Consider the following 12,945-nt stretch of genomic DNA (forward strand, 5'->3'; position numbering starts at 1 on the left):
CATGTCTGCCACCACAGCTCCCCGACAAGTCGCCGAACAAGCGATTCCACGACAGGTCCGTACGGCGAACGCCCGGTCGCGCGAGACCCTGATCGGTGCCGCGATGGCATCGCCCGCCGTCATCCTGCTGGTCGTCTTCTTCCTCGTACCCGTGGCCCTCGCCTTCGGGCTCGCCTTCACCAACGCCCGGCTGATCTCGCCGAGACCGCCGCGATTCGTCGGCGCGGACAACTTCATCAGGCTCTTCGGTGACAGCTTCTTCTGGGCATCGTTGCGCAATACGGCGTACTTCGCGGTCGTCGTCGTCCCCGTCCAGGCCGGGCTCGCGCTGGTCCTGGCGCTGCTGGCCAACGCCAAGGTCCGCGGGACGAACTTCTTCAGGACCGTGTACTTCGCTCCCGTAGTGACGTCGATGGTGGTGATCTCGCTGCTCTGGCGGTTCATCTACCAGCCGGACGGGCTGCTGAACCAGATCATCTCGGCGGTCACCTTCGGGCACTCGCACGGGACCGACTGGCTGAACAATCCCACCACCGCGATGCCGGCGATCATGTTCATGTCGGTCTGGCAGGCCGTCGGGTTCCACATGATCATCTGGCTGGCGGGCCTGCAGACCATCCCGCGGGACCTGTACGAGGCCGCGTCGCTCGATGGCGCCTCTGCGTGGAAGACGTTCACTCACGTCACCTGGCCGAGTCTGCGGGCGACCCGGACCTTCATTCTCATCACCATCACTATCGGCGCGCTGAGTCTGTTCACCCAGATCAACGTGATGACCCAGGGTGGGCCGCTCGACCGGACGACCACCGTGGTCTTCATGGCGGTCCGGGCGGGGTACGAACAACAGTCCACCGGCTACGCGGCGGCGGTCTCGCTGGTGTTCTTCGTGCTCGTGCTGACCGTCTCAGGGGTCCAGCGCTTCCTGACCAGAGAGAAGGCCTGACATGAAACGCGTGCTGCCCTTGCAGTTGGGGCGGTCGGTGCTGGTGATCTTCTTCGCGTTCCCGATCGTCTTCATGCTCATCTCGTCCTTCAAACCGGACGCGCAGATCTTCGCCGACCTGACCTCGCTCAAGGCGATCCTGCCGGTCGGCGACATCTCGCTGGACAACTACCGCGGCGTCTTCCACCGCGTGCCGGCCGAGCGGCTACTGCTCAACTCGGTCGGCATCTCCCTGGTGACGGTTGCCTTGGGCATCTTGATCAACAGTATGGCGGCGTTCGCGCTGTCCCGGATGCGGTGGCGCGGGCGGCGCGTAGTACTGGCCGCCATCATCGCGACCTTGATCGTGCCGTTCGAGACCTTCGCGCTGCCGTTGGTGTGGTGGGTCAACAAGCTGCCCTGGTTGGAGGTGCACGGTTTCCACCTGACGCTGACGTCGGGCTGGCTGGACACGTACCACGTGCAGATCCTGCCGTTCGTGGCCAACGCCTTCTCGATCTACCTCTTCTTCCAGTACTTCAGCAGCATCCCCGTCGAGCTCGACGAGGCCGCGCGGATGGACGGCGCCGGTTGGTTCGGTATCTACCGCCGCGTGGTGATGCCACTGTCCGGACCCGCGATCGCGACCGTCGCGATCCTGACCTTCCTGCCCGCGTGGAACTCCTACCTGTGGCCGCTGATGGTGGTGCAGAGTGAGGACCTGCGTCCGGTGATGGTCGGCATCCAGTACTTCTTCCAGCTCAACGTCTCCTGGGGGCAGATCATGGCCTACGCCTCGATGATCACCGTGCCGGTCCTCGTCCTGTTCGTCGCATTCCAGCGCGCCTTCATCGGCAGTATCGCCTCCGCGGGGGTGAAGGGCTGATGCTCGAACTGCCCGACTCGTGGGTGTGGGATTTCTGGTTCGCTCACGACGGCGACCAGTACCACCTGTTCTTCCTGTACGCCTCACGTGCCCTGCACGATCCGAGCCGGCGTCACGGCCGGGCTTCCATCGGTCATGCGGTCTCGGACGACTTGCGGGACTGGACGCGGGTGGCGGATGCCCTTGTCCACGGGGATCGCCCGGCCTTCGACGACGCGGCGACCTGGACCGGGTCCGTAGTACAGGGGCCTGACGGTACGTGGCACATGTTCTACACCGGGGCGAGTGAGCGGGACGGGGTGCTGATCCAGTCGATCGGGGTGGCGACGTCTCGTGATCTGGTCAGCTGGGAGAAGTACGACGGCAATCCGGTCGCGTCGGCGGATCCGCGCTGGTACGAGAAGTACGACGGCTCGACGTGGTTCGACGAGGCGTGGCGAGATCCCTGGGTGTTCGAGGATCCCGGCGGTGACGGGTGGCACATGCTGATCACCGGGCGGGCGAACCATGGGCCCGTCGACGATCGCGGTGTTGTCGGCCATGCGCGGTCGCGTGATCTGCTGCAGTGGGAAGTTCAACCGCCGTTGAGTGAACCGGGGGCGGGCTTCGGGCATCTCGAGGTGTTCCAGGTCGAGGTGGTCGAGGGACAAGTCGTCCTGCTGTTCAACTGCCTGCGGAACGAACTCTCGGCCGCCAAGAAGGCGACGTCGGGCAGCGGCGGCGTCTGGTCCTTGACCGCCGACAGCGTGACGGGCCCGTTCGACATCAGCAAGGCGACGCCGCTGACCGACGATTCCCTGTACGTCGGACGCCTGGTACGCGACGTCGACGGAGCTTGGGTGATGCTTGCCTTCCACAACGAAGGACCGGACGGCTTCATCGGCGCCATCAGCGATCCGATGCCGGTCTACCTCACCCCCGACGGCCTTGCGTTGAAACCTGCCTGACCTGGGGCATGCGAAGGCCGGCTCGCCGCGTGGAGCGGGGAGCCGGCCTTCGCGGCTGGTCAGTTGGAGCGGAGGGTGTTGAAGAACGTGCGGAGGTCGGTGGTGACGTCCTCGGGGCGTTCGAGGGAGGCGAAGTGGCCGCCCTTCTCGAAGGTGGACCAGTGGACGATGTTGGTGTTGTCGCGTTCGGCCAGGGGGCGGATGGTCTTGAAGTCGTCGGCGAAGACGGCGACTCCGGTGGGGGCGGTGTTGGCGGCAGGGTTCGGCTCGGCGTGGGCTTCTTCGTAGTGGTAGCGGCCGGCGGCGGCGCTGGTGTTGGTGAACCAGTAGAGGGTGACCTCGGTGAGGATCTGGTCGCGGGTGACCAGGCTGGTGCCGTTCCCGAAGTTGTTGAAGAGTTCGTTCCAGGCGAGCTGGCCGACCGGGGAGTCCGAGATGCCGACGGCAACGGTCTGCGGGCGGGTCGAGTTGATCGCGTTGTAGCCGCCGACGGACTGGAACCACTTGAGGTGTTCGAGCGCGGCGTAGTCGGCCGGGGTGAACTTCTCGAACTCGGCCGGGGCACCGGACGGGAACGAGAACAGCTGCAGGACGTGCAGGCCGAGGAAGCCGGGAGGGTTCAGCAGGCCGAGCTCGCGGGAGATCATCGCGCCGCCGTCGCTGCCGTGCGCGCCGTACGAGTCGTAGCCGAGCTTGCGCATCAGCTTGTCGAAGGTGCGGGCGACGCGGGCCATCGTCCAGCCGCGGTCGACGAGCGGAGTACTGAAGCCGAAGCCCGGGATGGACGGTACGACGACCGAGAACGCGTCCTCGGCCGAGCCGCCGTGGGCGACCGGGTCGGTCAGCGGGCCGATCATGTCGAGGAAGTCGACGAACGAACCCGGGTAGGTGTGGAGCAGGAGCAGCGGGGTCGCGGAGGCCTCGGCGGACGGCACGTGGATGAAGTGCACGGTCTGGCCGTCGATCTCGGTCAGGTAGTGCGGGAACTCGTTCATCCGGGCTTCCTGCTCGCGCCAGTCGAACCCGTTCTGCCAGTGGTCGACCATCTCGGCCAGGTAGTGGTTCGGCGTACCGAGGTCCCAGTCGTCGCCGGGCGCCGGCTGCGGGAGGCGGGTGTTGGCGAGGCGGGCGAGCAGGTCGTCGAGGTCCGCCTGGGCCACGTCGACGGTGAAGGAGCGGATGTCTGCGGGGGAGCTGCCGTTGTTGTTCATGGCTCTACCGTAGAAGCCATATAGGAACGATAGATTCCTATTCGAAGTACTATTTTCTCCATGCGTGATACCTCGTCGAGATTGCTGTCCTTGCTGGCCCTGATGCAGTCGCGGCCGGCCTGGCCCGGGTCGGAGTTGGCCGAGCGGTTGGGCGTCAGTACGCGGACCATCCGCAACGACATTGATCGGCTCCGCGAGCTCGGCTATCCCGTCGACGCGACCCGCGGGTCCGCGGGCTACTACCAGTTGGGCGTCGGGGCGAAGCTGCCGCCGCTCTTGCTGGACGACGAGGAGGCGGTCGCCGTGGCCGTCGGGTTGCGGACGGGCGCGGGGGTGAGCGGGATGGCGGAGAGCAGTAGCCGCGCGCTGGCGAAGCTCGAGCAGGTGTTGCCGCATCGCCTCCGCCGGCAGGTGAACGCGATTCACACGACGCTGTCGAAGGGGCCGGACAACACCGGTTCCAACGTGCAGGATCCCGAGGTGGATCCTGCCGTGGTCAGCACGATCGCGGCGGCGATTCGCGACGAGCACTACCTGCGCTTCGAGTACGCCGTACCGGAGAGCGCTCCCTCGTTGCCGATCCTGGTCGAGCCCTATCGGCTGGTGAGCTGGCAGCGGTACTGGTACCTGGTCGCGCGGGACGAAGCCGGCGAGTGGCACACGTATCGCGTCGACTGGATGGACCTGCGGATGGCGACCGGCCGGCGGTACAAGCCACGCCCGATGCCCGAGGACGACTACACAGACTTCGTACTTCGTGACGTCGCCACCACCGGCTGGAAGGTGCACGCGACCATCACCGTCTTCGCTTCGGCCGAGGAGGTGCTGTCCCGCATCCACGCAGCCGTCGGGATCGTGGAATCGGTCGACGAGAACACCTGCATCCTCATCACCGGCGCCGAGAGCCTCGAAGTCGTCGCCGTCTACATCGGCATGCTCGGCCTCGACTTCCACGTCACCGCGCCACCCGCCCTGGTAGAACACCTCAAGACCATCGGAGAGCGCTATCTCCGCGCCATCGAGTGAGGCTAGCTGTTTCCGAGGCCGGCGTTGCGGGCTTGGATGATGGCGGTGGCGCGGTCGGCGACGGCGAGTTTGGTGAAGATGGTGGACACGTTGTTGGCGACGGTCTTGGCGGCCAGGTTGAGGTGGGTGCCGATCGCGGCGTTGGACAGGCCGGCGGCCAGGAGATCGAGGATCTCGCGTTCTCGGGCGGTGAGTTCGGGGAACGGGTCGGGGGCGGCGGGCGGGGGAGCGGAGAAGAAGGAGAGCATCCGGCGGGCGACACCGGGCCCGAAGATCGCTTCGCCGGCGGCGACGGCCTGGATGGCGCGGGCGATGTCTTCCTGCTCGGCGCCCTTGACCAGGTAGCCGCGGGCTCCGGCGCGCATCGCGGCGAAGACCGAGTCGTCGTCCTCGAACATGGTGAGCACGAGGACGGCGACGTCCGGCGCGCACCGGGCGATCTCGCGGGTGGCGGCGAAGCCGTCGAGGTCGGGCATCTGGAGATCGAGTACTGCGACGTCCGGGCGCGCGGTGACGACTTCGCGTACTGCTTCTCGTCCGGTCGCGGCGACCCCGACCACCTCGATACCGGGGAGCGAGGTGAGCAAGGCGGCCAGCCCGGCCCGTACGACGGGGTGATCGTCGGCCAGCACGACGCGGATCATCGCGGCCTCACCGTGGTGAGCCACACGGCGGGGTGATCGTCCGCGCTGGTCATGGTGCCACCGCCGGAGTTGCCTACCGCAATCATCCCGATCATGGCGTTGCCAGCGGGAAGGTGGCGTGGACGCGGCCGCCGGTGGGGGAGGGGCCGGCTTCGAAGGCGCCGCCTAGTTCGGCGGCTCGTTCGCGCATCGCTTGCAGGCCGACGCCTGGTTTCCAGGCTCCGTTCGGCGGGCCGTCGTCCGTCACCTCGATCTCCAATTCCGTTCCGCACCGCAACGCCAGTACTGCGACTGTCGCACGCGAATGCCGAACTACGTTGGTCAGCGCCTCCGTGGCGATCCGGTACGCCGCGACCTCGAGCGCAGCCGGCAATGCGGGCAACCCCTCGGCAGACACCGAAACCGAGACCGAAGCGCCGTCCGCCCGCCAGGACAGCTGATCCGCTCGTTGCCGCAACGCCCCGACCAGACCCAGTTCGTCCAGCGCCGGCGGCCGCAGATCGTCAACCAGCCTCCGTACGTCGCCGATCGCCGTACGCGTGTCTCTTCGCAGATCGCTCAGCAACTCCGATGCACGCGTCGCATCGACCGACACCAGATTGGCCGCGGCGTCGGCGGTGAACGCGACCCCGGTCAAGGTCGGGCCGAGTCCGTCATGGAGATCTCGCCGCAGCCGGCGACGCTCCTCCTCGCGCGCCGCGACCAGCTTCTCGCGCGAGGTCTGTAGCTCGACCGACAACCTGGTCGCGTGAACGGCCACCGCCAGCGGTACGGCGACCAACGCGAGCACGTTCCGATCGGCCGGGGACAACGCCGACTCGCCGGAGCGGAGCCCGACGAGGAGCGACCCGACCGTGGTTCCGCCGTACGAAAGGTCAACCGGTACGACGTTTCCCGGCACTCCGGCGGTCGCCAGGAGTTCCCCGTCGACGGCGATTCCGACGTACGGGAGTCTCAGGGCGGAGCGGATCGCGCCGACCACTCCCGGCATCCCTCCGGCCGGGTTGGTCGCCAGCTGTTCGCCTACGCGGGAGGCGACTCGGGCGGGATCGCGACGGTCGCCGTACATCGCTCGGTCGACCAGGCGCTGGAGTTGCGGGAGCACCGGCGCGATCAGGAGAGCGACGATCACGGTGACCGCGGCCGAGCGGCCGAAGCGCGAGGAGATGAACGAGTCCGTCATCGCGACCAGGGCGGCATAGGCGCCCATGGCAACGATCGACAGGAGCGCCCAGGTCAGCGCGCGGGAGACGACCAGGCGGATGTCGAGCAGTTGGTGCCGCACGATCGCGACGGTGACGGCGATCGGCACGAGCGGGAACGCGAGGAGGACAAGGATCGGCGTACCGGCGACCAAGGCCCACGGTGTCATGAAGATCAGCACGATCACCGCGGCCAGTAGCAGCCAGAGCAGTTGGCGGCGACGGGTCTCGTCCGCTCGGCGGAAGCGCACGACCAGGCTGGCGATCGCGAGGGCGTAGGCGAGCAGGCCGCGGAGTTCGGTTGCCGTCCACAACGGTTGCAGGGAGTCGTACCAGGAGAAGGTCAGGTACCCCGTGACGCCGCCCTCGAAGGCCGGGGAGGGACCTGCGCCCATCTCCAGCGCGAACAGCGGTGCGGTCACGACGATGGCGATCGCGGCGATGCGCCAGCGCGGTGAAGCCAGCTTGCCGTCCGGGAACAGCAAGAGGGCCAACGGCAGAAACAGGGCGATCGACCACGGCCAGGAGTAGGAGATCAGGGTCGAGAGGATGCGCTGCAGACCGATCGGGGCCGACGCGTCGTGGAGTACTTCGGTCAGCGGTGCTCCGACGGCCGTGGTGGCGTGACCGATGCCGTCGGCCACGAACAGCCAGCCGATCGGGTTGTGCGGGCGGTACCACGCGATCAGCGCGCCACAGATCGCGAAGCTCAGCCCCATCAGACCGTTCGTGACGGTGAAACTGTCGATCGCCTCCTGCACGGACCAGCCGGCGGCGCGAGAGAGCGCGATCCCAGCGATCACCTCCGCCACCCCGAACGCCGCCAACCCAACAGCGACCCATCGCCAGCCAACCCACCGCCACACCGCCCAGCGCCGGACTTCGGGCCGGCTGGCCGGGCCGCCCTGGGCCTCGCCCCGCCGGGCTGCGGCGCTCTTGGGGGCTGGGCGGCGGAGGGGTCGTCGGCGGGGCAGGGGATGGGGGACCGCCGTTGGGGTGGTCTGTTGGGGCGACTGGGCCTCGCCTTCCGTCATGGGAATCAGTGTGCTCCTCGAGGGCTCCCGGCGTCCCGGGAACGCGTTCCCGGATGTTCCGGGCAAGCTCCCGCCGCCCGGTGAACCGCTGCCCAGGCGGCGGGCGCCTCCGGGCGCGACGGTGGTGACACGCCCGCTTCGGGGCGACCCCGGTGGCAGCTCGAGAGAGCGTGAGCACCGGGTTCCACAGGGGAGGTTCTGATGTCTCGTACTTTTCGGGCCGGTCTGATCTTGTTCGGACTGCTGTCGGTCGGCGATCTGGCCGGTCCGTTGCTGACCGACGGTGAGCACCCGCCGATGTCGATCGCGCTGATCGGGGCGGTTCTCGGGCTGATCAGCCTGGTGCTGGTGGTGCTCGCCTGGCGTGGTGAGCGGCGGGCCGTAGTACCGCTGATCGTGCTGCGGGTTCTGTCCGCAGCGAGCGCTCTCCCGGCGTTCTTCGTCGGTGACGTGCCCGCTGCAGCGCTGGTTGCCGCCGGGGTGACCGTCGCGCTTGCTGTCGGAGGAACCGTGCTCGTTCTCCTGCCGGCGCGCGAGTTCGCAGGTGTGCGATGACAACGACAGCCGCTCGTACTACGAACAGCGTCGGCGGGCGCGGTCTGTCGAGCTACGCGGTGGCGCTCCTGCTGCCGATCGGCCCCGCCGCGGTCGCCGTACTGCGATACGCCTTGCCGTACTACACGGTCGACGACTCGACCGCCATGGCGAACAAGGTGATCGCAGCAACGGGACGAATGTCGCTCGTGCTGTGGCTCGGCTTCATCGCAGTACTGACGCTGGTGCCCGCCGCGTACGCCGTCAGCCGGGTGACTCGCCAGCGGGCGCCGCGCATGACCCTGGTCGCGATGCTGCTCCTGGTCCCCGGATATCTCGCACTGGGCTGGTTGATCGCCGAGGATCAGCTGATGTTCGCGGGTGCGAAAGCCGGCCTGGACGCGGGAGCGATCACGCGGCTGATTGACCACCTGCATCCATCGGGTGCCGTGGCCGGTGTGTTCTTCGTCCTCGGACATGTCGTCGGGACGATCTTGCTCGGGATCGCGCTGTGGCGGACGCGAGTGGTCGCGCGCTGGGCGGCGGTGGCGGTGATCGCCTCGCAGCCGATCCACTTCTTCGCCGCGGTGATCGTCCCCAACCACACGATCGACCTGATCGGCTGGGGGCTGCAGGCAGTCGGGTTCGCCGCGGTGGGGTGGGCGATCCTCCAACGACCGGACACCGACGTCTGACGGAACGGTTGTCGGCCGGGCTCGCTTCGGGGGACGAGCCCGGCTCATCGACCGGCCGCCGACGGCCGAGCGCCGGCCGTCAGGCGGTGGCGAGGTCGTGGCGGAGGAGGACGGTGCGGTTGTCGAAGGTGCGGGATTCGGCCAGCTTCAGCGCGAGGCGCTCCTTCACCGGGTGGTACGCCGGCTTGCCGCCGCCGAGGGCGACCGGGTGGACGATCAGGTGGTACTCGTCGAGCAAGCCGAGATCGGTCAGCGCCGCGGCGACCGTCGAGCTGCCGGTGAGCAGGATGTCCTTGCCGGGCCGGGCCTTGATCTCGCGCAGCGCCTCGGCGTCCCGGATGATCTGCGCGTTCCAGTCGGCGCTTTCCAGCGTGGTCGACAACACGACCTTCGGCATCTCGCGCCAGATCGGCGCGAAGGCGAGCCCGTGCTCGTCGGTCCCGATCGACTCCGCGTTCGGCCAGTACGAGGACATCATTTCCCAGACGGTCCGCCCGTACAGGAACAGGTCGGCGCGCTCGGCCAGGCTCAACGAGTAGTCGGACAGCTCGGGCCCGAGCGAGGCCCAGTCGAACTCTCCGTTCGGTCCTTCGACGAAACCGTCGACCGACTGGTGGACGTAGTACATGATCTTGCGCATGAGGTGCTCCTGATCTCCCGGGCCCTGTCGGCCGCTCTCGCCGATGAGTCGGAGCCCATCGCGCTGGTTTGACATCCGGGTCGGAACTTTAGGCAGCCGACGGGTCGAGCACCCCGCGGTACGAGGGATTGACTAAACGGTTTAGCGGGGGGAAGGTCGGGGGGAACGAGGTTGTCAGGGGGAGGTCTGGCGGCCGTCGGGGGAACTGGCGCTCTCTGGGGAGGGTTCCGCGCCGTTGCCGACGGAGGCTCGCCGGTCTGGTCGGCGTGCCCGCGATGCACGCCGGTCGAGAGGTGAAGGCCCGCTCGGCTTTGGAGGAGTCATGGGCGAAGGCACGATCGAGGACTTGAGGGAGCGCACCAGGGGATCGGTGTACGCCGCCGGGGACGACGGGTACGACGAGGCGCGCAAGGTCTACAACGCGATGCACGACAAGCATCCGCGAGTAGTGGTCAGCTGCGAGAACGCCGGCGACGTGATGGCTGCGGTGAAGTTTGCCGCCGGCAACGGGTTGGAACTGGCCGTTCGCGGTGGTTCGCACAGCGTGCCCGGGTTCGGGACCGTCGACGACGGTGTGGTCGTGGATCTGAGCAGGATGCGGCAGGTCCGCGTCGATCCCTACACCAGAACGGCCCGCGCCGGCGGGGGAGCGACCTGGGGCGACTTCAACGCGGCCACGCACGCGTTCGGGCTGGCCACGACCGGTGGCATCATCTCGACGACCGGGGTCGCTGGGCTGACTCTCGGCGGCGGGATCGGGTACCTCGCGCGCGGGCTCGGGCTGTCCTGCGACAACCTGATCTCGGCGGACGTGGTGACGGCGGACGGGCGGTTCCTGATCGCCAGTGAGAAGGAGAACGACGACCTGTTCTGGGCCCTGCGCGGTGGCGGCGGCAACTTCGGCGTCGTGACGGCGCTGGAATTCCGGCTCGAACCGGTCGACACGATCTACGGCGGGCCGATGCTGTTCGAGATGTCGGACGCCGCCGCGGTACTGGCCGGGTTCCGGGACCTGATCAAGGACGCGCCGGAGCAACTCGGTGGTTTCCCGGCGTTCCAGCTCGCGCCGCCGCTGCCGTTCATCCCCGAGGACCGGCACGGCGATCCGTTCGCGCTGATCGTCGGCTGCTGGGCCGGCAGCCCGGACAAGGGTGAGCAGCAGATCGCGCAGTTCCGCGAGTTCGCGCCGGTGGTCGCCGAGCACGTCGGGCCGATGCCGTATCCGGCGCTGAACGCCGCGTTCGACGGGTTGGTGCCGGCGGGATTGCAGCACTACTGGAAGGCGAACTTCGTCACCGAGTTGACCGACGACGCGATCCAGGCGCACCTGGAACACGCGCCCGGGCTACCCGCGGTCAACTCGACCGTGCACATCTATCCGATCAACGGAGCGTGCCATCGAGTGGCGGCCGACGCGACGGCCTTCGCGTACCGCGATGCCAACTTCGCAACGGTGATCGCGGGGATGTGGCCCGACCCGGCGATGAACGACGCGGGGATCGAGTGGGTCCGGAACTACTACGACGCGGTCGCGCCGCACTCGGAGTCCGGCGGGTACGTCAACTTCATGGCGGACGACGACCAGGGGCGCGTCGCCGACAACTACAAGGGCAACTACGACCGGCTGGTGGAGGTCAAGCGCAAGTACGACCCGGAGAACCTGTTCCACCTCAACCAGAACATCGTTCCCTAGGTACTGCGGAACGTCGGGTCGCGTTTGACGGTACGACGTACAGCGGCCGCCGCAGCGAGCTCGAGAGCGGGCTGCGGCGGCCGGTTCGGAGGTGATTACAAGGTCAGCAGGCGGTCGAAGAACGCGCGGTAGCGCTGCAAGGCGCCGCGGAGGTCCTCGGTCGACGGTTCGCCGTCGGCCCATTGGCCTTCGAGGCTCTGGTGCTGCTTGTCGAAGGTGTTCGACAGTCGCTGCAGCACGTCGCCGACCAGCTTGTCCGCGTCGGTCACCGCGGACCGCGGATCGTCGACGAAGCCTTGCTGGATGACATCCCAGCGGGCCCGGAAGTCCACGACGACATCGTCCGGAACCAACGGGTCCTCCGGGCTCACATCCGGCTCGTTGTCGGACTGCGCCGATCCCCGCTGCTCGCTGATGTCGCCCAGACCCCGCTCGTTGGCACTGGTGTCGTCGAGCCCACGCTGGTCGTTGGTGTCGCCCAACCCGCGGTCGCTGTCGACGGTATCGTCGACCGGGCCGGCGGTCGGGCGGTCGTACGAGTCGTCGCCACGGTTGTCAGCCGGTCCACCCAGACCGCCACCACTGCTCCCAGGCGTCGCGTCCAAGGCGTCGTCACGGGACGCGTCGCCTCCCAGGGAGTCGTCGCGCGAGCTGTTGCCCAAGGCGTCGTCCCGCGAGGAGTCGTCCCGCGAGGAGTCGTCCCGCGCAGCGCCACCTAGAGCGTCTCCACGGTCGTCGCGCGAACTGTTCAGAGCGTCGCCGTCGCCGAGCCGGTCGTCGTTTCCGTACGCAGCACGGTCCCCTTCGGCTGCGTAGTCAGAACTACGGTTCGCTTCACCGGAGTACGCAGTACGGTCGTCGTCCACTGCCTGCGAGGTCGGTGTGCGTTCGTTGTCGGGCGTGGTCATGCTTGCTCCCTGCTGTCCGTCGTTCCCGTGGTGTGCCGTTCGTCCCCGTGGTCGAGCAGTACGGAGACCAGTCGCCGGTACGCCGTGACGGCCTGCCGCAGATCTTCGGTGTCGGCCTGGCCGCGGCTCTGTTCGACCGCGATGCGGTGGGCCTGCCGATAGTTCTGCGCGACCTCGGGGTGGTCGACGGAGATGTCGTCGGCACGCTGTTCGAAGTCGTCGACCGGGTAGCCGGACTCGCGCATCATGCGCAGGACAAGGCGATCGGCCTTGGCCACCGAGTCTCCTGGTGCGTCGACGAAGCCGCCCTGCAGCTGGTCCCACTCGACCCGGTACTGCGCTGTCGACTCGGCACTCAGCGGCTTCAGGTCGAGCTTGGACCGCCGGTGCTCGCGCTCGCGCAGGTCGCGCTCCGCAGCCCGGCGATCACCCGACTGCTCCAGCGTGCGGTCGTACTCCGGCCCGAACCGCTCCTGCAGTTGGCCCGACCTTCTCCGCTGGAAGGCGTAGAACGCCGCCGCGGCGACGATCACGACCGCGACGATGACGATGATGGTGATGACGGTTCCCATCAGACCTCCAGTCCGACGTGTGGCAGGCCTG

13 protein-coding genes are annotated in these 12,945 nt (G+C 67.9%); 7 read left to right on the forward strand and 6 right to left on the reverse strand.

Annotated elements, in window-relative coordinates:
- Window position 1 precedes the first annotated feature (1 nt).
- The 3 genes from EV138_RS27815 to EV138_RS27825 are packed head-to-tail and all read left to right on the forward strand — an operon-like array spanning window position 2 to window position 2,755.
- Window positions 2–943 carry a carbohydrate ABC transporter permease gene (locus tag EV138_RS27815; RefSeq protein ID WP_133982239.1) on the forward strand — a complete coding sequence of 314 codons (942 nt, stop codon included), beginning with the start codon at window positions 2–4 and terminating at the stop codon, window positions 941–943.
- A gap of 1 nt (window position 944) precedes the next feature.
- The gene (locus EV138_RS27820; RefSeq protein ID WP_133982241.1) at window positions 945–1,808 is read left to right on the forward strand and encodes a carbohydrate ABC transporter permease; all 864 of its coding nucleotides are present in this window, start codon (window positions 945–947) and stop codon (window positions 1,806–1,808) included.
- Window positions 1,808–2,755, forward strand: coding sequence for a glycoside hydrolase family protein (locus tag EV138_RS27825; RefSeq protein WP_133982243.1), 948 nt, complete (start codon window positions 1,808–1,810; stop codon window positions 2,753–2,755). The genes EV138_RS27820 and EV138_RS27825 overlap by 1 nt, the downstream gene beginning before the upstream one ends.
- Window positions 2,756–2,814: 59 nt before the next feature.
- On the opposite strand, the gene EV138_RS27830 is transcribed toward EV138_RS27825, so the two are convergent.
- Window positions 2,815–3,966, reverse strand: a complete 1,152-nt coding sequence (locus tag EV138_RS27830; protein ID WP_133982245.1) for an epoxide hydrolase family protein — start codon at window positions 3,964–3,966, stop codon at window positions 2,815–2,817.
- Window positions 3,967–4,026: 60 nt separating this feature from the next.
- Here EV138_RS27830 and EV138_RS27835 point away from each other — a divergent pair, with 60 nt between their 5' ends.
- A complete protein-coding gene (locus EV138_RS27835) occupies window positions 4,027–4,992 on the forward strand; it encodes a helix-turn-helix transcriptional regulator (protein WP_133982247.1) in 966 nt (321 codons plus the stop codon).
- Window positions 4,993–4,994: 2 nt separating this feature from the next.
- Here the strand turns inward: EV138_RS27835 and EV138_RS27840 are convergent, their stop codons facing one another.
- Both EV138_RS27840 and EV138_RS27845 read right to left on the reverse strand, forming a co-directional pair.
- Window positions 4,995–5,636, reverse strand: coding sequence for a response regulator transcription factor (locus EV138_RS27840; protein ID WP_133982249.1), 642 nt, complete (start codon window positions 5,634–5,636; stop codon window positions 4,995–4,997).
- A gap of 91 nt (window positions 5,637–5,727) precedes the next feature.
- Window positions 5,728–7,641, reverse strand: coding sequence for a sensor histidine kinase (locus tag EV138_RS27845; protein WP_238158467.1), 1,914 nt, complete (start codon window positions 7,639–7,641; stop codon window positions 5,728–5,730).
- A 432-nt stretch (window positions 7,642–8,073) separates the two neighbouring features.
- Between EV138_RS27845 and EV138_RS27850 the strand changes: the two genes are divergently transcribed.
- Both EV138_RS27850 and EV138_RS27855 read left to right on the forward strand, forming a co-directional pair.
- Window positions 8,074–8,427 carry a hypothetical protein gene (locus EV138_RS27850; protein ID WP_133982251.1) on the forward strand — a complete coding sequence of 118 codons (354 nt, stop codon included), beginning with the start codon at window positions 8,074–8,076 and terminating at the stop codon, window positions 8,425–8,427.
- Complete coding sequence (locus EV138_RS27855; protein ID WP_133982253.1) at window positions 8,424–9,101, forward strand: hypothetical protein; 678 nt, start codon at window positions 8,424–8,426, stop codon at window positions 9,099–9,101. The genes EV138_RS27850 and EV138_RS27855 overlap by 4 nt, the downstream gene beginning before the upstream one ends.
- Before the next feature lie 79 nt (window positions 9,102–9,180).
- Here EV138_RS27855 and EV138_RS27860 read toward each other — a convergent pair whose 3' ends face one another.
- On the reverse strand, window positions 9,181–9,741 hold the full coding sequence (locus EV138_RS27860; protein ID WP_133982255.1) for a dihydrofolate reductase family protein: 561 nt from the start codon (window positions 9,739–9,741) through the stop codon (window positions 9,181–9,183).
- A gap of 322 nt (window positions 9,742–10,063) precedes the next feature.
- Here EV138_RS27860 and EV138_RS27865 point away from each other — a divergent pair, with 322 nt between their 5' ends.
- A complete protein-coding gene (locus tag EV138_RS27865; protein ID WP_133982257.1) occupies window positions 10,064–11,434 on the forward strand; it encodes an FAD-binding oxidoreductase in 1,371 nt (456 codons plus the stop codon).
- Between the two features lie 95 nt (window positions 11,435–11,529).
- On the opposite strand, the gene EV138_RS27870 is transcribed toward EV138_RS27865, so the two are convergent.
- Together EV138_RS27870 and EV138_RS27875 are read right to left on the reverse strand one after the other, a co-directional pair.
- Entirely contained in the window at window positions 11,530–12,342 is an 813-nt protein-coding gene (locus tag EV138_RS27870; RefSeq protein WP_133982259.1) for a hypothetical protein, read from the reverse strand.
- Complete coding sequence (locus tag EV138_RS27875) at window positions 12,339–12,914, reverse strand: hypothetical protein (RefSeq protein ID WP_133982261.1); 576 nt, start codon at window positions 12,912–12,914, stop codon at window positions 12,339–12,341. Before EV138_RS27875 ends, EV138_RS27870 begins: the two co-directional genes overlap by 4 nt.
- Window positions 12,915–12,945 lie beyond the last annotated feature (31 nt).

Origin of the sequence: Kribbella voronezhensis (genome assembly GCF_004365175.1) — a bacterium.
Taxonomy (GTDB): Bacteria; Actinomycetota; Actinomycetes; order Propionibacteriales; family Kribbellaceae; genus Kribbella; species Kribbella voronezhensis.

Excerpts from the sequence above, each read along its gene's own strand:
- EV138_RS27850 (WP_133982251.1), top strand. The coding sequence starts at position 8,074 with ATGTCTCGTACTTTTCGGGCCGGTCTGATCTTGTTCGGACTGCTGTCG.
- EV138_RS27840 (WP_133982249.1), bottom strand. The coding sequence starts at position 5,636 with ATGATCCGCGTCGTGCTGGCCGACGATCACCCCGTCGTACGGGCCGGG.
- EV138_RS27860 (WP_133982255.1), bottom strand. The coding sequence starts at position 9,741 with ATGCGCAAGATCATGTACTACGTCCACCAGTCGGTCGACGGTTTCGTC.
- EV138_RS27820 (WP_133982241.1), top strand. The coding sequence starts at position 945 with ATGAAACGCGTGCTGCCCTTGCAGTTGGGGCGGTCGGTGCTGGTGATC.
- EV138_RS27875 (WP_133982261.1), bottom strand. The coding sequence starts at position 12,914 with ATGGGAACCGTCATCACCATCATCGTCATCGTCGCGGTCGTGATCGTC.
- EV138_RS27825 (WP_133982243.1), top strand. The coding sequence starts at position 1,808 with ATGCTCGAACTGCCCGACTCGTGGGTGTGGGATTTCTGGTTCGCTCAC.
- EV138_RS27835 (WP_133982247.1), top strand. The coding sequence starts at position 4,027 with ATGCGTGATACCTCGTCGAGATTGCTGTCCTTGCTGGCCCTGATGCAG.
- EV138_RS27855 (WP_133982253.1), top strand. The coding sequence starts at position 8,424 with ATGACAACGACAGCCGCTCGTACTACGAACAGCGTCGGCGGGCGCGGT.
- EV138_RS27830 (WP_133982245.1), bottom strand. The coding sequence starts at position 3,966 with ATGAACAACAACGGCAGCTCCCCCGCAGACATCCGCTCCTTCACCGTC.
- EV138_RS27865 (WP_133982257.1), top strand. The coding sequence starts at position 10,064 with ATGGGCGAAGGCACGATCGAGGACTTGAGGGAGCGCACCAGGGGATCG.
- EV138_RS27870 (WP_133982259.1), bottom strand. The coding sequence starts at position 12,342 with ATGACCACGCCCGACAACGAACGCACACCGACCTCGCAGGCAGTGGAC.
- EV138_RS27815 (WP_133982239.1), top strand. The coding sequence starts at position 2 with ATGTCTGCCACCACAGCTCCCCGACAAGTCGCCGAACAAGCGATTCCA.